The sequence below is a fragment of the Clostridium sp. 001 genome, from assembly GCF_019056555.1.
GTDB classification, from domain to species: domain Bacteria; phylum Bacillota; class Clostridia; order Clostridiales; family Clostridiaceae; genus Clostridium_B; species Clostridium_B ragsdalei.
Map to the genome: position 1 here is coordinate 4,212,563 of NZ_CP020473.1, position 24,269 is coordinate 4,236,831.

Sequence of the window (24,269 nt, forward strand, 5' to 3'; positions counted from 1 at the left end):
CTATGGGAAAAATAACTGGTTTTAAAGAATATAAAAGAGAAAATCCAAAAGAACGTCCTGTAAAGGAAAGGGTAAAAGATTATAAAGAAGTATACTATAAGCTTCCTAAGGATAAATTGAATGTACAGGCAGCAAGGTGCATGAATTGTGGAACTCCTTTTTGTAATTGGGGATGTCCTCTTGAAAATCTAATTCCCGATTGGAACGATTTTGTATATAAGAATGAATGGCACAAGGCGTTTGAAAGACTTTCATTAACTAACACTTTCCCTGAATTTACAGGAAGAATATGTCCTGCTCTCTGTGAAGGTTCTTGTACACTTGGAGTAAATAGAGAACCTGTTTCTGTAAGGCAGCTAGAACTTAATATAATCGAAAAGGCTTTTGAAGAAGGATGGATAAAACCTAATCCACCAAAAGTTAGAACTGGAAAAAGGGTAGCTATAGTAGGTTCAGGACCATCTGGACTTTCAACTGCTGCAGAACTTAATTCCGTAGGTCATACTGTTACTGTTTTTGAAAGAGCAGATGAAGTTGGTGGACTTTTAAGATATGGTATTCCTGATTTTAAACTTGAAAAATATGTAGTGGACAGAAGAGTAAATATTATGAAAGAAGAAGGAATAATATTTAAAACAAACACAAATGTAGGAGTAAATTACGATGTAAATGAGCTTTTAGATAATTTTGATGCTGTTGTTTTAACGGGAGGTTCTACTATTCCAAGAGACCTTAAGGTGGAAGGAAGAGAACTTAAGGGAACTTATTTTGCAGTAGACTTTTTAAGGCAGCAAAATAAAAGAGTTTCTGGCAAGAAAATTACGGAAGAAGAAATAAATGCCAAAGGAAAGGTAGTTGTTGTTATCGGTGGAGGAGATACAGGTTCCGATTGTATTGGTACTTCTATAAGGCAGGGAGCTAAAGAGGTTTATCAATATGAGGTTATGCCAAAACCACCTGAAAATCGTGATAAAACAATGCCGTGGCCTGTTTTCCCCAAAACTCTGAAAACTACTACTTCCCATGAAGAGGGATGTATACGTGAATGGTGTATAAATACCAAAAAGCTTGTAGGCGAAAAAGGTGTATTGAAATCACTTAAAGGTGTAAAGGTTAAGTGGGAAGATAATAATGGCAAGAGACAAATGGTAGAAGTACCAGGTACAGAATTTGAACAACCAGTTGATTTGATACTTTTAGCTATGGGATTTTTGCATCCTCAGCATGAAGGATTGCTTGACAGTCTAGGAGTAGAATATGATGCTAGAGGTAATGTGGTAACGGATGTGAATTATATGACTGCAAAAGAAGGGGTATTTGCAGCAGGAGATATGAGACGTGGACAATCTCTTGTAGTTTGGTCACTAAATGATGGTAGAAGAGTGGCAAAGAATGTTGATAAATATTTAATGGGAGAAACATCTCTCAGAGGATAATTTTAAAGTTCACTTATAGTTTCTATAAGGTGTATAAACGAAAAATAAACTTATACTAGCCATATACTAACAAAAATCATCACACTAAAAACTTTTTATAAGTCTAAAGTTCGGTATTTAGAAAATCTAAAGAATCTTATATAAACTCGTACCTCAGACATATATAAGCTTCTAAGATTTTCTAAAATACCTCACTAAGACTTATAAAAAAAGTTTTTAAGTGTGATTTATATTTTGTTAGTATATTTTATATATAAGTTAAATTTCAATTAGAATCACTATATAGGGCTTACATTCAATTTATAAAATATAATTAAGAATTATGGGTGATTTTCTTACGTTAACACTCCCCAAAATCTAAAATATAGTAACATTGGAGCTTTGCCTTAATAAATTTTGCCCGACAATTGAATAAAATTTGGCACGTAAAATAGGAACATCCAATAAATAATTCATATGTATTGAAAAAGCATAGAAAACGGTATACAATAATCATATTAGATAAATTATGTTAAAAAAACAAATAATATAATGTTTATATATTTAAAAATATTGAAATTTAGATTACTCGTTGTAAGGGTCATTAAGAATAGGAGGAATACAGATGGAACTTAATAAAAAAGTTGATGAAATGAAAGAAGAGTTGGTTAAGGCAACTCAAGAGGTAGTTAAGATTAAAAGTACTCAAGATGAGGAAAAACCAGGCATGCCTTTTGGTGAAGGGCCAGAAAAAGCACTTGACAAGGCTCTTGAAATTGCAGCTGGACTTGGATTTCATACATATAAAGAAGAAGAAGGATATTACGGATATGCAGAATATGGTGAAGGAGAAGATTATGTAGCAGTTCTGGGACATATGGATATAGTGCCAGAAGGAGATAATTGGATTCATCCACCTTATGGAGCAGAAATACATGAAGATAAGATTTTTGGAAGAGGTACATTGGATGATAAAGGACCAACAATGGCAGCTCTCTTTGGATTAAAGGCTATAAAGGACCTTAAAATGCCGCTTTCAAAAAAAGTAAGGGTTATTTTTGGAACAAATGAAGAGACAGGAAGTTCTGAAATGCATGTTTATAATAAGAAAGAAAAAGCTCCAATATCTGGATTTACACCAGATGCCATGTATCCACTTATAAATGCGGAAAAGGGTATAAGAAGATTTCATGTTGTTAAAAAATTAAGCTCCTGCAGCTGTGGGATTACAATTAAGTCATTAAAAGGTGGAATAAGACCTAATATGGTTCCTGATAAATGTGAAACTGTAATAGCTGCAAAAGATACGGGAAGCATTGCTAAAGCAATAAAGGAATTTGCAGATAAAAAGGGATACAATATGAAAACTGAAATTGTAAATGGAGATTTAGTTTTACATACATTTGGAATAGGAGCTCATGGAAGTATGCCTGAACTAGGCAAAAATGCTGTAATGCAGACTTTTGACTTTTTAGGAACTATTGCAAAAGAATCTTGCCCTCTTGCAGACTATATAAATTTCTTTAATAAGTATGTTGGATTTGAAACAGAAGGTACTTCACTAAAAATAGCCTGTGAAGATCAACCATCAGGAAAATTATCATTAAATGTAGGAGTTGCTGAAATCAATGAAGAGACGGCAGATTTGTGGCTAGATATGAGATATCCTGTTACCAAGAAAGGTGAAGAGATCATGGATACCCTTTCTAAGAAATTTGCAGAGTGTGGTGCTAAAATAGAAAGAGTAGAATCTGATGAACCTCTTTATTTTGCAGAAGATAGTGAGTTAGTTAAAATTCTTCTTAAGGTTTATAATGATGAGACTGGTCAGAAGGGAAAGGCTTATGGAATAGGCGGAGGAACTTATGCTAAGGAACTTCCGAATATAATTGGATTTGGACCAATATTCCCTGGAAAACCAGACCTTGATCATCAGGCTAATGAATATATTGAAATTGGCGACCTAGTAATGAATGCTAAAATATATGCCCATGCAATATATGAACTTGCAAAATAATTCTATAGTTTATAAGATGAAATAGCACGAGTAATTCGTGCTATTTTTATGATATAGTACATGTTACTATTTAGAAATGGAGAAAAGTATGAATTTAACAATAATTACTGTAGGAAAATTGAAAGAAAAGTATTTAAAAGATGCAGTAGAGGAGTATTCAAAAAGGTTGTCTAGATACTGTAAAATCAATATAGTGGAAGTTCAAGATGAAAAGACTCCAGAAAATGCTTCTAAAAAAGATGAAGATATTATAAGGGAAAAAGAAGGAACAAGAATATCAAAGCACATAAGTGATAGTATGTATGTAGTAGCAATGGATTTAAAGGGAAATACTATGACTTCTGAACAGTTTTCTGATTTCATTGGAAATTTAGGACTTCAAGGCAGGAGTAATATTGCCTTTATAATAGGAGGTTCTCTAGGTATTTCCAGGGAAATTTTACAAAGGGCTGATTACAAGCTGTGTTTTTCCAAGATGACTTTTCCGCATCAGCTCTTTAGGGTAATGCTAGGGGATTTAAGATAATGAAAGGTGAACCTTACCATAAGTAAATGAGGTTTTTACTAAAATTGAATGGGTGCTTGTTTGATAAAATCATAAGTAATATGAATGTAATAATTCAGCAATACCGAAGAGTGTGTGCACTGATACGTGCATACACTCTTATATTGTATCCCACCATTTTGTGCGGGCTAAAAATTGTTGACATACATATTAAAAGATAATCCAGTCTTAATGGGTATTCCAGCGTATATTGTAGTTTCAAGAGAGTCACGGTTTGATATATATGAAGTTGATTAGGAAAAGAGGTTATTCCTATTTTAATTATTTTAGTTTTACCATAATGTGACAATATTCATCTGCATTAAGTGTTATACTATATGAATAATAAAAATGATATGGAGGGGTTACATAATTTATGGAGAAATTTTCAGATTTAAAATATAAACGTCCAAATTATCAATCTCAAAATGAGAAACTATTACAATTACAAAAGATAATGTTACAATCTCAGTCTTATGAGGAGTTACGTAATGCATGGATTGAGATGAAAGATTCCATGTATCGGTTTGATTTTAATAAAGTATTTGTATATATTAAGTATACATGTGGTATTGATATGGAAATTTATAGTCCCGAGATTGAGATCTTGAATAAAGAAATTCCCAAGTTGGAAGCATTACAAAATGAATGTAATCAGATTCTGTTAGATTCATCGTTTTTATCTGAATTTGAAGAAGAGTTTGGATCCCAAATTGTCAGAGTAATGCAAAGCCATCAATTTCAGTCAAATCGAGATGCAAAAGAATTACAGGCTGAAGAAAATCATCTTAATTTAAAGTATCTACATCTGCTTGCTTTACGAGGAAGAACACAGGAAATGAATGATCAATATTATGAGATCCTTGATCGCTTGATTAAAGTACGAACACAAATAGCAAGTCAGCTAGGATATATTAGTTATATTGATATGGCTTATAAAAAAAATCTTCGTTTTGATTATGGCGAAAATGATCTTTTGGTATTCCGCAAGCAAATCAATAAATTATTTACCCCAGTATGTAATGAAATAAAGCGTTCAAATGAAATTCAGGATGTAAATACATTGTTTGAATCTGAGACGGAATTAATCCATGCCATCCAAGAGATGTTTTCAGATATATCGAAGGAGAGTGGGCACTATATTAAAGATATTATAGAGGGTGGATATTATGATTTAGCACACCGTCCGGACAAGTGTTCTGATAATTTTAGTTGTAGTATGTTAGCTCATATTAAAATGCCATTTGCGATGGGAAATTACAGTAACCGAAGTTATGATGCCCTTATGTTTATTCATGAATTAGCTCATGGGTATGCGTTTTATACAGCTGCACGAAAACAAAAACTGTATGATTATCATCGATCTACATCGTCAATTAATGAGATACATTCAAAGACAATGGAGCATTTTGCTTACCCTTATTTGGATAGATTTGTTGGAAATCAAAAGAAAGATAGTATACGTTATCATTTGTATCGAACCATGATGAATCTCCCTTATCGATGTGCCATTGACGAATTTGAACATGCAATTTACAAGGATATCGATATGTCACGAAAGAAACGATGTGAATTATGGGCAGATATTGTTCGCAGATATATGCCGTGGCGTGTGATAAATCCAGATGATATTAAGAATGGTACCTATTGGCCGAATCAATCACATTTATTTACACATCCTTTTTACTATATTGAATATGATGTAGCACAAATGAGTGTATTTGAATTTTATGCACATTCCAAACAGAACTACCAGGCATCTTGGAATGACTACAATCGTTTATGTCAAAATGGAGGAAGTAAAGGTTATCGTGAATTGTTAATGGAGAGTAATTTGTCAAATCCTTTTTTGGAAGATAATGTGACTAAAATATGTAAACCAGTCTTGGAAGAATTCTATTTATTATAACTTTGGAGGAATAAAAATTTCTGGAGGAAGAATAAGTTCACTATTTTGGAAAAGACTGAATATGAGAATGGGAAATATAAATTGAAAGGAAGCTAAGCATAGGTTAGCTTCCTTTCAATTTAAATATAAACAAACCTTACTTGATAATGTTACGAAGAATCGTACCATAGATGAGGTAGACTTTATTGTAATGATAAAAATTGTAAATATATATTATAATATTGAAAACTCTTACCTTAGCAATACTGGTAAGAGTATTTTTATTTTGTGGAGGTTGTAAAGCTGATAGAATTAAGCTATTTAAAGGAAAAGAATAAGACAAGATTCATTAATCAAAATATCACCCTAAAAGAAATAATTGATTCTAATAATTAATTGTATGACGCAATAAAACAATATATTAAAAAGTCTACATTATGCCCGTTACGGTGAACCTTACCACAAATGACAAGGATTTTTGTGGGAAATGTGGATATAAGCGGGTTTGATGAGTGATAGCCACCACAGTAGCCCACAGGCAACATATTCAATTGTACTAATGCTTGTAAGACATGGTACAATATGCTTATATCATACGTGAGGTGAACAATAGAATGGGGTTATTTAATAGAATGAAAGAACCAGTTTTTCTTAAGGAAAGCAGTGATGCAGAAGTACAATTAGAAAAGCTTAAAGCATTGGAACCTTTACTTAGTGCAGAGGGGAAAAATATAATAAAACAAGATATAAAATGCCTTGAATATGGAATTGCAGGAGAAAAGAATATTAAGTTCGAATTAAAGAATAGTCATATGCCAATGTATATTTTGCATGATATTTATCTTAAGGATGTGGATTTGAGTGCCCAGATAGATTATTGACCCTTACCCACTTTGATAGACACGAGGAACTCGTGTTATATTAAAAGTGAAAGGAATGGTAGGGTTATGAAAAAACAATATAGTGCAGAATTTAAAATTGAAGCAATAAAAAGATTAGAGAAATCTGGAGAATCATTAAATAAGATAGCAACAGAATTAGGAGTAAGACCAACAACAATGCATGGATGGGTAAAGAAGTATAGAGAATCACCTGATACACCTTTTCCTGGCAGTGGACATCTTAAGCCTGAAGATGAGAAATTAAGAAGATTAGAAAAAGAAATTAGAGATCTTAAAGAAGAAAATGAAATATTAAAAAAAGCGGCAGCCTACTTCGCCAAGAACCTAAAATAAAGAGGTTTGAGTTTATCAAGGCTAGTTGCCATAAATATAGAATAGCGAAGCTGTGCAAGGTTTTAAGCGTGTCAAGAAGCAGTTACTATGCATGGGATAAAAGACCTGAAAGTCAAAGATCAAAGGAAAATAAACAGTTATTAGAACAAATTCAAACAATCCACAAAGAAAATAGAAATGTATTCGGTTCTGTTAAAATTACTAAAATAGTAAATATGAAAAATGATAAACCTATTAATCATAAAAGAGTAGAACGTATCATGAATCAGAATGGCATAAAATCAAGGGTTTCAAAGAAATTTAAGGCTACTACTAATTCAAATCATAAACTTCCAGTAGCAAAAAATATTCTTAATCGAGATTTTACTGTGGATAAACCTAATGAAAAAATGGTCAGTGATATTACATATCTGTGGACAAATGAAGGATGGCTTTATATAGCAGCAGTAATGGATTTGTGTGGACAAAAAATAGTTGGTTTATCTATGAATGAAAGAATGACAAAAGAATTAGTAATCAACGCATTAAATGACGCATATCAACGTGCAGGAAGACCAACTGGTGTTATTCTACATTCGGACAGAGGGTCACAATATTGCTCAAATGATTACCAAAATTTAATAAATAAGTATGGATTTATATGCAGTATGTCTCGTAAAGGTAACTGCTGGGATAATGCTCCTATGGAATCATTCTGGGGTAAAATGAAATGTGAATGGCTTTATGGGAATCACTTTAAAACACGTGAAGAAGCTCGTGCTGCTGTATTTGAATATGTTGAGATATTTTATAATAGGCAAAGAATACATGCTTCTAATGGTTATGTAACGCCTGAAAAATATTATAACAATTCAAATAAAAAATCAAAAGCAGCATAAAAATTATGATAATCTACGAAATAAAGAGATATTACGAGTTTAAGATGTCTATTTTATTGGGGAAAGGTCATTATCTTGTGTTTACAAAGAAGATTTGCTTTGTTATCGAATGTAAAAATCTTTATGGAAATATTGAAATTAATAGCAGGGGCGACTTTGTTCGTACTATAGAATTTGGTGGTAGAAAGAGAAAAGAGGGAATTTATTCACCTATCACACAGAATCAACGACATTTAGAATTAATGAAGAAAATTAGGACAGACAGCAAGAATAATATATTGATGAAATATATGGCAGGAAGATACTTTGAAGATTTTAATAAATCAGTAGTAGTTTTGGCTAATCCCAAAACTGTACTTAATGCAAAGTATGCAAAGAAAGAAGTAAAAGAAAAAGTTATCCGTGCTGATCAATTGGTTAAATATATAAAGAAAATGTACGAAAATTCTAAAGTAGCAACTAATTCAGAAGATAGAATGTTAGATTGGGCTCAATCTTACTTAGATTTACATAAGAATGTTGAGAATCATTATACTGGAAAATACGAACAGTATAAAATTAATATAACAACATCACAGAAGTCAGATGAAGAAGTACCAACTCCAGTATCAGAGAGAAACACTATAACAGCAGGAAAAGTTACAGTAAAAGAAACCGATATTTTTAAAGAATTAAAAGCATACCGATTACATAAGAGTCGTGAAGAAAAAATAAAACCTTACTTCATTTATAATAATAATCAATTAAAGAATTTAATTTTAAAGATGCCTAGGAACAAAGAAGAACTACAGAAAGTTGCTGGATTTGGTGAGGTAAAGGTGAATAAGTATGGCGATGATATCTTGAAAATTATAGATAAATATTAGATTATTGAATAGAAAATTGCTAATGGATTTTGTTAATTTGTATTCTTTCTTTTGTACTGGATGAAAAACGTTCAAAACCAAATTATTCAATTAAATATAAAATTAAGAATTATTTGTATAGTATACAGATAAATAGTAATCTACCAATTTTAAAAAATAAGTTGAAATACATTTTAAATCATTATATGATGAATTCAGACATCGATGTAATCTATTTAAAAAAGAAGGTAAATTTATGAATATTAATGTTGAAATGATACCATCATATAAAATTGCTTATATACGAAGAACAGGTCCTTATGGTTCAGAAAATGTTCAAACAATGGAACAATTAAAAAGTTGGGCTAGAGAAAAAAATTCATTTAATGAAAATTCAATTATATTGGGAATAGCCCAAGATAATCCTCAATTCACAGAACCTAAAGATTGCCGTTATGATACATGTTTAGTTGTTTCGGATGAATTTAAAGTAGATAATAAGTATATTAAATTTGGAAAAACTATTGGTGGTAAATATTGCGTATTTAAAATAAATCATACAGTAGATGCTGTGAAAAAAGCATGGATGGAGATATTTTCGGAGTTATCAAAAAGAAATTATAAATTTGATTATAGAAGACCTATTCTTGAACGTTATGCTATGCAGATGATAAATAAGCATTATTGCGAAATTTGCACACCAATATTATAGATAATATTAAAACAGATTCTAATTTAGCTGCATGAACCTCAATGCAGCTTTAAATTTGCAGTATAATATATAGAAATTATGAACCCTATAAAAATAGGATGGAGTGTAGAGGAAAATGGGAAAGTACAAGCAAGTTACAAAAAGAGGATTAATTTCATCAATGGTAGGCTACTCAATATTTACATTAGTATATTGGATTGCATTTTACGAATTATATACTTTATGTAAATTTGGGAGATTTAAGAATAATATAACTGTATTATTGGGATGTATGGCATTCTTTTTGGCTTGGTTTATAATTCTAATAATTAGAATTGTGAAAAAACCAGCAGTTGCAGCTGATCAGAATGTAGATAGATATAAGTTCTATTCGTGTTGTAAAACTATATGGACTTGTACAATTATAATAGTTATAGTTTTTATAACATGTTTTTATGGAGTGAAAATATACCATAGTGCAATAAATTACAATGGAAAACTATCATGGTTCTTAAGAGATTTAAAAAATAAAAGAACTGTAAAGCTTGAATATAATAATATATATGAAAGCGGTATAGAAGGGATATTTGCAGATGTTAATAAAAAAGTTCATATGCCAGAAAAATTATATGTTGTAAATAACTTTAGTCTCAAATTTGATTCTAATGGAGAAATTACATCTTTTGATACATTCCTTTATGGAAAAAGTGCTAAAGGTAAGTTAGAAAGCTATTTAATTAGTTATAATAGCAAAAATTCAGGGAATATAACTATATATTTAAATGGTTATGTAAATGCAAATTATAATGATGATAAACTTTTAGAACCATTAATTAAGACAATGAAAGTAATTCCACTTAAGAAAACAGTGAGAAACTGGCCTGAAAAGCAGTATGGTATTCTTTATTCTGGTAAACGAAGTTTTGGATATAATACAGATGGTATTGTTTATATTGATTTAAAAGGTAATACAAATTCAGCTGTTAATGCCTATTCTGAAATAGTAGGATATATTGTTTCTGTATTTGTACCGGGCAAAGAAAGTAAATATACTCCTGTTAGGTACAATTTAACAGATGATTTAAATAATGTTAAAACAGCAGGACCTTCAAAGGACAATAAAAAAAGTCCTAATCAATCAAATAGTGATGAAGATCAATTTTATTTATCAAAGCAAGTTGGGTATCGTTTAGAAGTAACGGCAGCTGCAGCAGGTAGTAGATCTTATTCATTAACTGGTACTACCGATGGTGGGCAAACATGGAAGACAATAAACGAAGATCCATTTTCTGGGTCCCTTGGATCAGCAGCAGGAATAACATTTTTGAATAATAAGCTTGGATTTTTATGTTTATCTTATAGTGGTGGAAGTAAGGGGCAATTATATCGCACGGAGGATGGAGGTAGATCTTATAAAAAGGTAAATTTCCCAGAAATGAAAGTAACATTAAATGGTGGCGAAATGTATAATCCTTTTGATTTGCCTGGAATGCCTTATGAGAAAGATGGAAGTCTTAATGTTTTGGTTGGACAAGGATCTGACGGAGATTATAATGGAGGCTGTAAAGCTTTGTACCAATCAAAAGATAATGGAGTAACATGGCAGTATTTAGAAGAGAAAATGAATTAATAATTTTATTTTTCATTTGAACGTATAAAATTCGACAACTGCATTTTGCTATTAACATTTAATTTTTTATAAATATTTTGTATGTGATTATCAACGGTTTTAGGGGATATAAAAAGTTTTTCAGCAATTTGTTTATATGTTACTCCTTCCAGGATAAGTTCTATAATCTCACTTTGTTTTTCTGTGATATCATATTTTTGCTTAAAGTAATCTGTAAGTTTATTATCAACAATAAATGCTGGAGCGTTAAAATATTTTAAAACCAATCTAAGATTAAAAATATTAATTGCAAGGAAATAAGAAGGAAGTGCCGCTATTTTTAAAATTTCCATGTTTTTAATAAGGTGGATATAAGGCCTATATGATTCGAATATTATTAAAGGCAGAAATACTATAGTTAATAAAATAAAAGATTTTATTGCTTGTCTTAAATCATTATTCACAACCTGTTTATAATTCGTTAGTCCAATAAATAACTCGTATACAATTACAACAATAATAGAAGCTCGTACTACAAACTTAAAAATATAGTAGGCGCTAAATAAATAGTATATTGTTATTCCTACAAATTGAAATACAAAAATAGAAATGAATAATGTTTTCTTAAAATTTGTTATTTGTATACCAAAAAGATAATTTATTAAGAACAGTCCTGATAAAGAACTAAATGATGTGCCAACAATATCTAAAAATTTAGATAAACATGGAATAAATGAACCTACTTCAATTACATATTTTGAGTATAGTCCTAATGTTATTGAATTCTGAATAGCAAAAAAAGAAAGATTCAAGGCTATGAAAAATTTTAGAGATTTCTTTTTATTACTATTGTAGATAAAATAGGAAATTGAAATAGATGATACACCTGTAAATAATGAGATAATACAAAATAGTAAATGAATATCTTTCATAAAAAAGATGTCATTTCGTTACATTTTACTTTGAGAAAAGATTTAATGGAATAAATCTTTTTTCAAATGCAATATATAGTATAGAACAGATGATTTTAGAATTCAAGGAATTTAAACATAGTAATCATTAGTCAAGAGTATAAAAACTGTGTAAATTCAGGGGTAGGGAGTATTCCCTATCCTTATTTTTTATGCAATAAAGGGTTTTTTACCTATTGTTACTTGCTTATTTTTGATGTTTTAATGATTTATGAAGGCACGTGCTACTTTAAATAAGCTTTTGTATGATTAAAAATAAATTATAAGTGAGGTATATATATGAAGTTAAGAAAGAAAATTAGTTTTTTATCCTTTTTTTTATTACCAATTACGTTAAATTATTTTTCACCGGTTCTTATAGTACAAGGAAGTTTTGAGAAGACATTTACAAGTATGCACATTATATTTGGATTAATGATTTTACTCGCAGTTTTCTTTGGAGGAGCGTGGTGTAGTTATATATGCCCTTTTGGTGCGTTACAAGATTTGCTGCCCAATACTAATTCCAAAGGTAAACTACCTAATTTGAAATTGTTAACAGGAGGTGTTTTTCTGGTTTTAATAGTAGCACCTATAGTAATGAGTGGTTTTCAAAGAATAATATTGCCTTACCATATGCAAAACACTAAAATTTCCATAAGCAGCGTACATGACGTAATTCGATACTATATAGTAACCATATCTATTATTTTGATAACAATAGCAGCAGGCAAAAGGACATGGTGTCGATGCATCTGTCCAATGTATATATTTAATTATGTTAGAATTAAGATAGGAAGATTTTTTAAGTTACCTACCTTGAAAATAGTAAGTGAAAGTGATAAATGTACTCAATGCAGAAAATGTACTGAGCACTGTTTGATGGGTCTTGATGTAGCTAATATGGTTAAAAATAATAAATGGAATACTAATGAGTGTATCAAATGTGGGGAATGTTTAAATCAATGTAAATGTGATGCGTTGAAAATAAAGTGGACAAAGTAGGTAAGCAACAAAGTGATATAATTTACTTATAGTGCGAGCTGCGAAGCAGAATGCGAGTGCGTGATGTTTCCTTTTGCCAACGAAAGTGATTTGGTTGGCATTAGTAAGTTATTAACATATAGTAGGAAAATCCTATCAGGTAATGCCTAACCAGTAGCCTGTACCGAGTCCTTGGAGTCGAAGCGGTAACCTTAGATTTAAGCGTAGGACAGGGAGAAAACGAGCCAAAACGAAAGTGAAGCTATTGAGCCACGAAATTATTATCTAAATGAAGAGGTCGATACAATTATTTGTGTAGCAGACAACATTATACAAATCAATATGGTAAGATTTATATAACTCTTCCGGGGTCTGAGTGCTTGGCGAGTTTGATGATAAGTATGTTATTAGAACAGCTGAGGTCCTATAATGTCTGAGAAATTAGTATGCAAAATCAAGTAAGGGAACGATCAAGATGAGCAAAAGTGTTATAGGAAGTCCGACTAACTCATAGTACTGTAGAAACCTGTGAAAGCAGGCGGAGGGAAGGGGTTAGCACAACATAGCTTCAAGTGAGCTTCAAATTATGCAGACAGGAGAGCTGAAGAACATGATTAATGAGTTACTTGGAATACAATATAATATAGAAAAAGCTAGATTAGATGGAAAGGTTCAAAATCTTGCGCATTATATCAATGAAAATACTATTATAGCTAGCCATAAAGAAATGGATAGAAAGAAAGCAAAAGGCATTGATGGAGTATCAAAAGATGATTATTCTGTAAATCTAAAAGCTAATGTGGAACATTTGTTAAAGCGAATGAGAAATGGGAGTTATCAGCCAGAACCTATAAGAAGAACGTATATTCCAAAAGACGGAAGCAAGAAGATGAGACCTCTAGGAATATCTTGCTATGAAGATAAGCTAGTAGAAAACGTAATAGCAAAGATATTAATAGAGGTATATGAACCTAAATTCTTTAATGAATCTTATGGATTTAGACCAAATAGAAACTGCCATCAAGCAATTAGAGAAATCATAGAGGATGTTCAATACCATAAGGTGAGTTACATTGTTGAAGCTGATATAAAAGGATTCTTTAATAATGTTGATCATGAATGGTTAATAAAGTTCCTGGAACATGATATCGCAGATAAGAAATTTATAGAGATAATTAAGAAATTCTTAAAAGCTGGAATAATGGAAAATGGTAAATACCTAGACAGTGAACGAGGAACACCGCAAGGTAATGGAGCATCTCCAGTTCTTGCAAATATATATTTACATTACGTACTGGACTATTGGTTTGCTGTCAAAATCAAAAGGCAATGCAAAGGCGAAGCCTATTTGATAAGATATTGTGATGATTTTGTATGTTGTTTTCAAAATAAATGGGAGGCAGATGGGTTTTATCAAAAGCTAATAAAAAGATTCGATAAATTTGGATTAGAATTTGCTTTAGAAAAAACTAAGATACTAGAGTTTGGTAGATTTGCAAAGAAAAATAGAGCAAATCGGGGATTAAGAAAGCCAGAAACCTTTGACTTTCTTGGATTTACATTCTATTGTAGTGAAGATGGTAAGAAAGGATTCTTTCGATGTAAGGTTAAGAGTAGTAAGAAGAAATTCAGAAGTAAAGTTAAGACTATGAAAGAATGGATTAAGAAGAATAGGATAATGCCAGTAGGTGAATTGATTAAGAAAATTAATCAGAAACTAAGAGGACACTATCAGTATTATGGGGTCACTGATAATACAAGAGGTGTGAAAAGTTATCAGAATGCTGTAAAATGGTTACTCTTTAAATGGTTAAATAGAAGAAGCCAAAGGAAGAGCTATACAATAGAAACATTTTACAATGGTTTATTGAGAACTTTTCCGTTATTAGAACCGAAAATAAGCGTGAGCTTATTCTATAGATAATTAAATATGATGTGAAAAGCCGTATGCCTTAATAGGGCACGTACGGTTTTGCAGAGGAGCATGGGCGGTGACGCCTATGTTTACTCAAGAGTTAATGCGCAAAGGTAAATTATTGTTGCCTTATTATTAACAGACGATTAATTTATTTAACGAAGGGAGGAATTAGTTTGTTTATAGAATTACAGGATGACCATTTTACTATTAATGGGTATGTAGCAGCTTGTCATTGTAAATGCAGTCACTGTTTACTCTGCTCTGGTGATAATAAGATTTCAAAAATTAATTTTCAAAAATTAAAAGAATTAGCACTGAAATTCAAAGGAATTGATGAGAAGTATGGATTTCAACCACAATTATGTGTATATAACTGTGCTGAGTATGGGAACTTATCAGAGCAGATTAAAGTTAATCAACAGTTATCTGACCCATATGCAGGTCTTGTAAATTTAAATGGAACAAAGATAAGAGAGGGTATTGAACTTGATAAATGGGTTCAAAATTTAAAAAATATTGGAGTAACTAAAGTAAATTTTTCATGGTTTGGAGATAGAGAATTCCATGATAAATTTGTTCATAGAAAAGGTTATTTTGATTATTTATTGGCTCTATCGGAAGCAGTTTCAAGAAACAATATCCCCAAAAATAACTCAGTATTTCTATTAAGAAGTAATATTGAACAGATGGATGTGTTAACCGAAAAGTTAAAAGCAGTAGGAAGTGAATTCTATTATCGCTTATTTGATTATCGTGGAAATGCAAAGAAAATAATAGATGAGTTTATCAGAGAGCGGGATTTGTACAGGTTGCCGAGCTATATAAAAGAGTCAAATTCTTTAAATAGGTTCAAACCAGAGTATCTATGGATTAAGATGATAGAAAACAAAATGAATCCTCCACTTAGTAAAAGAGGGCTTTTTCTTGTGGCTGCACCTCAAAACATTGAGAATTATATGGATATGTCTGATGAAGCCATTATTGATATGTTTCATGATTTAGATAGCAGATTGCAAAGTTCAATTCCTAGCATAGAATTTCTTGCAAAAGAGTATGGAGATGTTAAAAGCGATATACTGTTTGATTATAGAAGTGTTATATGGAAATGGACTGATATGCATTTTGACAGGAATCCTAACCTGGATAAATCAATTTTATTTTCAGATTTGCATACAAGCGTTATGTGGAGATAGTGGATATAATTCTCAAGAATTGCAATATATTTAATGAAATTAGCTGGAATTAATATAGAAGAAAATGACTTTTCATAGCGTCAGCATATTGTGTCCATTAATTATAATAGACACATAGGCTATATCTGAGTATTTCATTGATGGTAATGTATTATCAAATAGCTTATTTGTTTTTGGAGTTAATAAGAAATTAAAGCTTGTCTGGTCTTTTAAGTGGATAAACTCATTTTCAGTTTGTAAAGTTGTAAAGCAAGTGTTAGTATACTATTATTGTAAAACATTAATTGAGTTTTTATCCCAGTGCAGGGAAATTTGAGATTTAATGTAATCAATTTTAGGAGGAGTTAAAGTTGAAAAAGTTAGTAGTTTATGAATCTATACATCATGGTAACACTGAAAGAATAGGCAAAATAGTAGCAGAGTGCTTAAATGCTGATTTGGTAAAAGCTGATGATATAAATGTAAATACTCTAAATGACTATGATTTAATTGGTTTTGGTTCTGGAATATATTACGGGAAGTTTCATAAAAATATTGTTGAACTGATTGATAAATTGCCAACTTTGTCTGGTAAAAAAGCATTTACTTTTTCTACGAGTGGACAAGGTAAGAATAAATACAATAACCTTATTGGACAAAAATTGAAAGAAAAAGGTTTTGAGGTTGTTGGAAGCTTTGCGTGTAAAGGCTATGATACCTTTGGACCATTTAAGCTATTTGGAGGAATTGCAAAAGGCAGGCCCAATAATGAAGATTTTCAAAATGCAAAAGAGTTTGCTCAAAACTTATTTGTTAAATAGACCCACATTATGTTGATGCTGTATATAAGAATGTAAAAAACTATTGACATTTACTTGTACTAATTGTTAAAATGTAAATGTAAAAAGTTCTTTACATTTTTGTTTTTTGCATTAAATTTAAGTGAGGTGTAATTATTGTGAGAAAAATGGATGAAATGGAAATGAGTATTAGCTTAAAGGCAATAAAATTTGCTTGGGCTTATAATATTATATTTTTGGCAATTTGGATGGTATACAATGTTATTCATGGAAAAGAATTTGGAATAATTAGTTTTCTTATAACAACTCAGACTATTATTTTGATGGCAGTTGAATATTTTTTGAAATGGAAGCTTGGTAAAGATGAAAAATAATATAAAGGTTTTACGAAAACAGCTTGGACTTAGACAGGAAGATGTGGCAAATGCTTTAAATGTAACAAGACAAACTATAAATGCCATTGAAAATAGTAAATATAATCCTACATTAGAGTTAGCCATGAGATTAGCTAAATTATTAAATACTACAGTAGATGAATTATTTATACTTTGTGATTAAATTTTGAAAAGTTCTGAACGATAACAAATTTGTGAGCATTGAGAAGCAGAAAAAAATTAGGCTATCAGTGGCAATTGGCATTATGATATAATAAATAAATCTACATCTTAAATTTAGATTAAGTGGAAAAATTAAGGATTGGATTGATTAAATGAAGTTTTTATATAAAGTTATATTAGGGCTTGGAATTTTAATTGCTTTAAGTTGCTTTGTTCAATTTGTAGTGTTTAATAAATTTTTTATTGCTAATACTAATTCTTTATTATTGAGTACTAATGAAAAAGCCTCAGAAAATGTTAGTATGCAGCTTGTGGAAAATTTTAATAAAATCCAGAATTTTGTAAAAACAGTTGCTGCAAATGAGGAAATTAGAGAAAATCAGGAACTTCTTAATAAATTTAGTGAAATTATACCTGAAGTAGATGTAGTAACAATTCTTAATTCCAAGGGAGACATTTTACGTATGTCTGGCAATGTACATAGCCCTAGCGTTTCAAATTTGGCATACACAGATTATTTTCATCAGGCAATTCATGGTAAAACTTATATCAGTAATGTTTTCACAAGCGCTAGTGTAACTAAGGTAGTTGTAGTATCAGTTCCAATTGTGAAAGATGGCAGCATTGATGGGGTAGTTGCTGGCACTGTTGAATTACAAGGAACTTCTTTAGCATCCATGTTTGATAATAAAAAATTCGGAAGAAGTGGTTATATTTCCATTCTAGACAGTCATGGTTATGTTGTTTATCATCCTGATAAAGGAGAAATTGGTAAAAATATGTAGTTTTTGGTAAATTGCATGGAAAATCAGGTTCAAAGATCATGAAAGATTATTCAGGGAAAGATCAGTTTGTTGGATTTAGTAAAGTTCCAAATTTGAACTGGTATGTAATTGTTATTACTCCTACTGCTGATATAATGACAAGTAGGAACATTGTAGTTTATGAAACATTTATAGGGTCAGTTATAGTGGGTATTTTGATTATTTTACTTGGTATATACACAATAAAGCGATATAGTAAACCATTAGATAAACTAATTTTTTCATTTAATGCTTTGAAAGCTGGAAAATACAAAAAGATTGATCCATATAATTATGGTAAGGAGTTTCAGGAAATGGTTAGAGTTTATAACCATACAATTGAAAGGTTAGAAGAAGAATATAATGACCTTGAAGAAGCTGCTGATATTGATTCTTTGACAGGTGCTTATAATAGACGTGCATTTAATAACCTTTTAAGCATTTTAAAACAAGAAATAAGTAATTATAGCTTGGAGAGTTTAGGAGTTCTTTTACTGGATATTGATCGTTTTAAAGAACTGAATGATACATCAGGGCATTTAGCTGGAGATGACATACTTAAAAAACTTACTCAAATAATGAAATCTACTGCTGGAGATAGGTCTGTATTTCGTTTTGGTGGAGATGAATTTGCTGTTGTAATTCGCAATGTTTCAGATGAAAGATTGCTAGCCATTGCAGAAGTAATTCGATTAAAAGGTGAAGAAGCTTTAAATGGTTGTACTGTTAGTATTGGCACAGCTAAATACCCAAAAGATGCTTATTCTATAGATAAATTGATAGATTTTGCAGACAAAGCTCTTTATATAAGCAAAAAAAGTAGAAATAAAGTAACTACTTTTGTGAAATGAACTTAAATTCAAACAATATAAAGAGTAATTGGAGGAAATGTTATGTTTCAATCAAGATGTGGAGTGTGTTGTAATGAATGTGAGAGAAAAGAAAAAGTAAATTGTACAGGTTGCATTAATATGGAAAAGCCATTCTGGGGTGGAGAATGTGGTGTAAAAAAATGTTGTGAAGGTAAGAAATTAAATCACTGTGGAGAATGCTCAGAATTTCCATGTGAGATGCTTTCTACTATGGGGACTGCAGAAGGTTTTGATCCAAAACCCAAAATTCAACAATGTAGAAAATGGGCTAATGAATAAAATCAAAATGATGTTATTATATTAAAATATTTAAAAAAAGTTTATTTGTGAAAAACAATCATAGTAATTATTATGGTTGTTCTTTTTATGGTAAAAAATGATTGACAAGTTACTTCGTGAGATGTATTATTCATATAAGGCATAGTACGATTGTGGTACTATACTAAAGGAGGACAATGTGAATAATAGTAAAGAATTATATAAACAAAAATCCAAACAAACATTTAGTAATCAAGCAGATATTTATGAGTCAACATATAATGGTAAACATGCAGGAAAGCTGTATAGAAGTGTAATTGATAAAGTTAATAATTTTAATTGTAAAAAAGTTTTAGATGTAGGCTGTGGAACAGGAACAATACTTTCATTATTATCAAAAAATAATGGTATTAATCTTTCAGGAGTGGATTTATCTGAGGAGATGTTAAGGGTTGCAAAGCAAAAATTAGATGATAAGATTGAACTTAAAATTGGAGATTCAGAACAATTACCTTGGGAAAATAACATTTTTGATGCTGTCATATGCACAGATTCATTTCATCATTATCCTGAACCTAAAAAGGCACTAAGAGAAATGGCAAGGGTGCTTGATACTAATGGCCATATGATAATTGCGGATCCATGGATTATTACACCATTTAGGCAAGTCACTAACTTGTTATTAAAATACAGCAGTAGTGGCGATTATAAAATATATTCAAAATCAGAAATAAGTAAATTATTATTTGAGAGTGGATTTGATTATGTTGAATGGACTAGAATTAATTATAATTCATTTATAGTTACTGCTAAGCTTAGTAAGTAAATTGAACATTAATTGATGAAAATAGTTAAATCAAAATTATTTAACAAAATAAGTAATAAATAACTTAAATTAAGGGAGAAGAAAAAAATGAACAAGTCAAATAAAAAGCAAATCGAAGAATTTAGTGAACTTTGGCATCAAATTATTAAAAAATCTAATTTTAGAAATGTAGAAGATCAATTTCAGCGGTTAAATGGATTAACAACTATTGACATTAGTATAATTAATATTGTTTCGAAAAATTCTGATGTAATTTTGGGTGAAATAGTTCTAGCTTTAGATATACCAAAAAGTACGCTGACAAATGCTATTAATAGACTTGAAAAGCGAAACTATATAAATAGAATTATTAGCAAAAGAGATAGAAGATCTTATGGACTAAAACTTACTGAAGAAGGTCATCTTGCTCAAAAAGAACATTTGGATTTTGAATATATGGTATATGGAAGACTATTGGATGCCCTTGATACTGATGAAGAAAAGCAAGAATTATTTAAATTATTTAGGAAGATTATTAATAATTTAGAAGAGTAAAAGGATTTGATTTATATTTTTTAGGATAAATAAATTTATAGTTATTATTTTATATAAAAAAGGAAGGTAATAGAATTAAGTATGGATTTTTCCCAAGGATGATGTGGTTTGTTTTTTATGGTTCATTTCAGAAGCAGTTACATATTATGACAGGTGATAATCCAAAGATAGTGATGAAGAAAGCAGAAGTCATTTATCGAACAATTTTAGAAGAGATTCCTGAGTTTGATAAAAATGATAAATTCATTGCAAATATTTTAAATGCAGCTATGTTAGCGGCTATATATATGAGTCTTAAAGAAAAACCAAAGCTTGATGATATTACAATGTATTATCATAAGGCTATGAATGAAAGTGTAGTAATGAAACATTTTATGAAAAAGCAAAATAAATATTCCGAGGAAGCACAAACAAAATTAGCACAACAGGCAAAAGTAAGTCAAAGTAAAACTAATCCTTATACGTGGAAGTTTCGTTATGAAGCTGGGCCTGATATAAATAGTTTTTACATGTATTTTGATACTTGTGGAATATGTTATCTGTTTCAAAAGCTTGGCATATCAGAAATAACACCTGCAATGTGTTCCTATGATTATGATATGGCCAAGCGAGGAGGTTCAGTGCTTACGCGGCAGTATACTTTAGCGAAAGGTGGAACCTGCTGTGATTTTTATTATCAGAAAAAACATTAGAATAGTTTTTATAATCAAAAATCGAGTTTAAATATAACAGTAAGTTATTATCATCATACAAAAGATCCGTTAATATAAGTTGTATAAAAATTCTATTTGGCAACAACTATGGATGGGGTATTATCGGGTATGATAAGTAATATCCCAGAAAAAACTTTGAATAGTTAGAGAAAAAACTTGGATTGTTTTAAAGAAAACTTAATTAGAGAATAAAATCTACGATAAAATGAATACATCAAAGATAACACAATACAAAATATAAACTACTAAAACTTTAAAAAACCAAAGCAAAGGGAACTGCTTATTAAGTAGTTCCCCTCTCTATGTTCTTTTTCCAATAAAATTAATATCTTTAATAAAAATGACATAAATACTTATATGGTTATATTTGATAAATAATAAATTTATTTTATAATATAGATATGAAAAGGTACTTAATATTTATTAAGATAATAAATAGGACCGTTCTAATGCATGTATTTGATTTACAAGCATTTCATTATAAGGAGTATCAATACAGTAAGTTTGTCCAAGATTGGCAACTACACCATTAATTTTATCAATTTCTGTACGGCGTTTATGCTGACGGTCTTGATACATGCTGGCATAACCGGCAGCATCGCTTATGCATACATGTTGCACAGTTTCAAGAGCTTCTGCTTGGTTAAAGCATGTGCCATCAGCTTTAGCTACAAGGACACATTCGTGAACTACTTTTGTACAGATTTCCCAGAGATAAGGATTGGAATGAATTTTGCCTAGATTACACTCCATTATTGCGGATAGGGCATTTACGCCACAGTTTACAAATAATTTTCCCCATAGTACTTTTTGAATATTACTAATGATGTTGACGTCTAGATTGCACTGGCACATGGCTTGCGCTATAATTTTTACTGCTTTTTGTGATTCATCGCAGAGAAAGTCAGGACCAATATTGGTGGGGCCACAGCCTGAGTGAAAAAATTTACCTAGCCCAAGGCTAACACTGTTATGACTGCTGGTGCCAACGATAATATGTTCTTTTTTAACAAAGTTTGCAATGTCGTGATTGTTACCAGCACCATTTTGTAATGTCATGACAATGGTTTTTGGGCCGATTATAGCTTGATTTTCTTTGACTGCATCAAAAGTGTTGATACTTTTTACGAATACAATCAATAAATCCTGAATTCCGATATCAGTTCCACTTATTGAAGCTTTAATGGTATAATTTGATTCAGTATTGTCTTTTTCAACCTTGGTTAGACCATTTGTATTGATGGCATCTACTTGGGGCTTATAACTATCCAGCAGTGTTACTTCATGGATACTAGAAAGATAGGTAGCATATAGACTCCCCATAGCGCCAGCTCCTAAGATTGCAATTTTCATAGTCTTACCTCCTGTAACATAAAAATGTAATTTAAATTTCAAATTACACTTTAGCATATCAAAATAGTAAAATAAAATGCAGATTATTCAATGGAATCATGATGAAATTTCATGTAATATATTAGGTTATGATGAAAAGGGGGAGAGTATTTATGGATATAAACAAATATGCACTTTTTGTAAAAGCAGCTGAAATTGGAAATTTGACAAGAGCTGCCACGCAATTAAGCTATACCCAGACTGCGGCCAGTCATATGATTTCTTCTTTAGAAGATGAGCTAGGAGTTAAACTTCTGTATCGTGGAAGAAATGGAGTTTCTGTAACAGAAGAGGGGGAACAGATTTTAAGCTTGGCAAAAGAAATTGTGATAAATGATGAGAGGATACATCAAATTATTGGTCAGGAAGGAGTATATAGAGGAAATGTACGAATTGGAGTCATTACTAGTGTAGCGGTGCAATGGATGCCTAAAATAATTAGAAAATTTCGCAAGGAATATCCACTGGTAGAGTTGCAGATAAATGATGCCATTAATTATGAATGGATTAAAGACTGGTTTTCTAAGGATGAAATTGATTGTGCTTTTACTGCAGAAAATGGAATGACTAATGGTAATGATATTCCACTAATATCGGATCCCTATTATGTAATAATGTCTAAGCACCATTCCCTTTGTAGATATGAGAAGATTACGAAGGAACTACTGGCAGGGGAAACTTTTGTTATTCCAAGTGAAGGAACTAATTATTCTATTGGAAGAATTTTGCGGCAAGCAAAGGGAAGGTTACTAGAACATACTAGATTTTTAAGCGATCAATCAACTATTGCGTTAGTTCGAAGTGAATGTGGTATCAGTATTTTACCAGAACTAGTGTTAAATTCTTATTCATGCGAGGGACTAGTTAGGAGAAAATTGGAACCTAAGGTCAGTAGAACCATTTGCCTTTGTCTTCCGAACAGAAAATATATAAGCCCTAGTACAAAGGCTTTTGTGGCATTTGTACAAAAGTGGGCCCAGAAAGGATAGTTTAGCCTTAAAACATTTCAAAGAAAAGTTAATATATAGCATGATTTCAACAAGTGGGAGATGAAAGTTAAAAAGTTTAAAAGTAGTACTCTTTTATAAACAAATGGCATAATTTATATCTGAATATTATGATTTATTTAAAAAAAGTAGGAAAAAATTAAAAAAGTGTTGACAAAGGCATGTACACAGTTTAAAATTAAATTCATCAAAGAAAAGTGATGATGGAGATAAGTAAAAAAAATATTTCACCAACAGTGAGCTGGAGATAGTGTGAATCCAGTGGCAGAGTTTTTTTGAATAACACTCCGGAGTTGCAAACTGAAATATTTGTAAACTGTACCTTAAACTGAATGTTTGAGATAGGTTCAAATTAAAGTAG

At 30.8% G+C, this 24,269-nt stretch carries 23 protein-coding genes, 1 pseudogene and 1 other annotated feature (1 of these 25 cut by a window edge); of the genes and pseudogenes, 22 read left to right on the forward strand and 2 right to left on the reverse strand.

All coding sequences use genetic code 11. The features are described from left to right. The first annotated feature begins 2 nt into the window (after positions 1-2). The 9 genes and pseudogenes from B5S50_RS19600 (at position 3) to B5S50_RS19640 (ending at position 11,143) form a co-directional block, all read left to right on the forward strand. Positions 3-1,436: a glutamate synthase subunit beta gene (locus tag B5S50_RS19600; protein ID WP_127720893.1), complete on the forward strand. Its 1,434-nt coding sequence runs from the start codon at positions 3-5 to the stop codon at positions 1,434-1,436. A 604-nt stretch (positions 1,437-2,040) separates the two neighbouring features. Then, a complete protein-coding gene (gene pepV, locus B5S50_RS19605) occupies positions 2,041-3,432 on the forward strand; it encodes a dipeptidase PepV (RefSeq protein ID WP_217302627.1) in 1,392 nt (463 codons plus the stop codon). A gap of 88 nt (positions 3,433-3,520) precedes the next feature. Beyond that, positions 3,521-3,984 (forward strand): annotated as a pseudogene (gene rlmH / locus B5S50_RS19610) (23S rRNA (pseudouridine(1915)-N(3))-methyltransferase RlmH). Positions 3,985-4,352: 368 nt separating this feature from the next. Next, entirely contained in the window at positions 4,353-5,885 is a 1,533-nt protein-coding gene (locus tag B5S50_RS19615; protein ID WP_217302629.1) for a hypothetical protein, read from the forward strand. Positions 5,886-6,478: 593 nt separating this feature from the next. After that, on the forward strand, positions 6,479-6,745 hold the full coding sequence (locus tag B5S50_RS19620; RefSeq protein WP_254306629.1) for a nuclease-related domain-containing protein: 267 nt from the start codon (positions 6,479-6,481) through the stop codon (positions 6,743-6,745). 66 nt (positions 6,746-6,811) lie between these two features. Continuing rightward, a protein-coding gene (locus B5S50_RS19625; protein WP_243121154.1) for an IS3 family transposase occupies positions 6,812-7,977 on the forward strand; the annotation gives its coding sequence in 2 pieces (ribosomal slippage) (positions 6,812-7,070 and positions 7,070-7,977; 1,167 coding nt in all). A 5-nt stretch (positions 7,978-7,982) separates the two neighbouring features. Then, a complete protein-coding gene (locus tag B5S50_RS19630) occupies positions 7,983-8,843 on the forward strand; it encodes an HRDC domain-containing protein (protein WP_217302630.1) in 861 nt (286 codons plus the stop codon). Between the two features lie 235 nt (positions 8,844-9,078). Next, positions 9,079-9,534: a GyrI-like domain-containing protein gene (locus B5S50_RS19635; RefSeq protein ID WP_217302631.1), complete on the forward strand. Its 456-nt coding sequence runs from the start codon at positions 9,079-9,081 to the stop codon at positions 9,532-9,534. A 115-nt stretch (positions 9,535-9,649) separates the two neighbouring features. Then, entirely contained in the window at positions 9,650-11,143 is a 1,494-nt protein-coding gene (locus B5S50_RS19640) for a hypothetical protein (protein ID WP_217302632.1), read from the forward strand. A gap of 5 nt (positions 11,144-11,148) precedes the next feature. Here the strand turns inward: B5S50_RS19640 and B5S50_RS19645 are convergent, their stop codons facing one another. After that, entirely contained in the window at positions 11,149-12,054 is a 906-nt protein-coding gene (locus tag B5S50_RS19645) for a LuxR C-terminal-related transcriptional regulator (RefSeq protein ID WP_217302633.1), read from the reverse strand. A gap of 318 nt (positions 12,055-12,372) precedes the next feature. On the opposite strand from B5S50_RS19645, the gene B5S50_RS19650 reads away from it, so the two are divergent. The 12 genes from B5S50_RS19650 to B5S50_RS19700 all read left to right on the forward strand — a co-directional run bounded on the left by B5S50_RS19650 (position 12,373) and on the right by B5S50_RS19700 (position 21,488). Continuing rightward, a complete protein-coding gene (locus B5S50_RS19650; protein ID WP_217302634.1) occupies positions 12,373-13,077 on the forward strand; it encodes a 4Fe-4S binding protein in 705 nt (234 codons plus the stop codon). A 589-nt stretch (positions 13,078-13,666) separates the two neighbouring features. After that, on the forward strand, positions 13,667-14,980 hold the full coding sequence (gene ltrA / locus B5S50_RS19655; protein WP_217302635.1) for a group II intron reverse transcriptase/maturase: 1,314 nt from the start codon (positions 13,667-13,669) through the stop codon (positions 14,978-14,980). Positions 14,981-15,147: 167 nt separating this feature from the next. After that, on the forward strand, positions 15,148-16,167 hold the full coding sequence (locus B5S50_RS19660; protein ID WP_217302636.1) for a hypothetical protein: 1,020 nt from the start codon (positions 15,148-15,150) through the stop codon (positions 16,165-16,167). Positions 16,168-16,517: 350 nt separating this feature from the next. Further along, complete coding sequence (locus tag B5S50_RS19665; RefSeq protein WP_217302637.1) at positions 16,518-16,967, forward strand: flavodoxin family protein; 450 nt, start codon at positions 16,518-16,520, stop codon at positions 16,965-16,967. 146 nt (positions 16,968-17,113) lie between these two features. After that, positions 17,114-17,320, forward strand: coding sequence for a hypothetical protein (locus tag B5S50_RS19670; RefSeq protein WP_254306774.1), 207 nt, complete (start codon positions 17,114-17,116; stop codon positions 17,318-17,320). Continuing rightward, a complete protein-coding gene (locus tag B5S50_RS19675; protein WP_013238417.1) occupies positions 17,310-17,504 on the forward strand; it encodes a helix-turn-helix transcriptional regulator in 195 nt (64 codons plus the stop codon). Before B5S50_RS19670 ends, B5S50_RS19675 begins: the two co-directional genes overlap by 11 nt. Before the next feature lie 151 nt (positions 17,505-17,655). Then, positions 17,656-18,288: a cache domain-containing protein gene (locus B5S50_RS21710; RefSeq protein ID WP_254306630.1), complete on the forward strand. Its 633-nt coding sequence runs from the start codon at positions 17,656-17,658 to the stop codon at positions 18,286-18,288. A gap of 38 nt (positions 18,289-18,326) precedes the next feature. Continuing rightward, positions 18,327-19,157, forward strand: coding sequence for a GGDEF domain-containing protein (locus B5S50_RS21715; protein WP_254306631.1), 831 nt, complete (start codon positions 18,327-18,329; stop codon positions 19,155-19,157). Between the two features lie 42 nt (positions 19,158-19,199). Beyond that, positions 19,200-19,457 (forward strand): DUF3795 domain-containing protein, encoded by a 258-nt coding sequence (locus B5S50_RS19685; RefSeq protein ID WP_217302639.1) that lies wholly within the window; start codon positions 19,200-19,202, stop codon positions 19,455-19,457. A gap of 178 nt (positions 19,458-19,635) precedes the next feature. Beyond that, positions 19,636-20,262 (forward strand): class I SAM-dependent methyltransferase, encoded by a 627-nt coding sequence (locus B5S50_RS19690; RefSeq protein WP_217302640.1) that lies wholly within the window; start codon positions 19,636-19,638, stop codon positions 20,260-20,262. Positions 20,263-20,349: 87 nt separating this feature from the next. After that, the gene (locus B5S50_RS19695) at positions 20,350-20,796 is read left to right on the forward strand and encodes a MarR family winged helix-turn-helix transcriptional regulator (RefSeq protein ID WP_217302641.1); all 447 of its coding nucleotides are present in this window, start codon (positions 20,350-20,352) and stop codon (positions 20,794-20,796) included. Positions 20,797-20,942: 146 nt separating this feature from the next. Beyond that, the gene (locus B5S50_RS19700; RefSeq protein ID WP_254306632.1) at positions 20,943-21,488 is read left to right on the forward strand and encodes an L-2-amino-thiazoline-4-carboxylic acid hydrolase; all 546 of its coding nucleotides are present in this window, start codon (positions 20,943-20,945) and stop codon (positions 21,486-21,488) included. 444 nt (positions 21,489-21,932) lie between these two features. Here the strand turns inward: B5S50_RS19700 and B5S50_RS19705 are convergent, their stop codons facing one another. After that, positions 21,933-22,862 carry a ketopantoate reductase family protein gene (locus tag B5S50_RS19705; RefSeq protein ID WP_217302642.1) on the reverse strand — a complete coding sequence of 310 codons (930 nt, stop codon included), beginning with the start codon at positions 22,860-22,862 and terminating at the stop codon, positions 21,933-21,935. Positions 22,863-23,014: 152 nt separating this feature from the next. Here B5S50_RS19705 and B5S50_RS19710 point away from each other — a divergent pair, with 152 nt between their 5' ends. Beyond that, positions 23,015-23,890 (forward strand): LysR family transcriptional regulator, encoded by an 876-nt coding sequence (locus B5S50_RS19710; protein ID WP_217302643.1) that lies wholly within the window; start codon positions 23,015-23,017, stop codon positions 23,888-23,890. 209 nt (positions 23,891-24,099) lie between these two features. After that, positions 24,100-24,269: a binding site (T-box leader), on the forward strand; it runs 108 nt beyond the window's last position.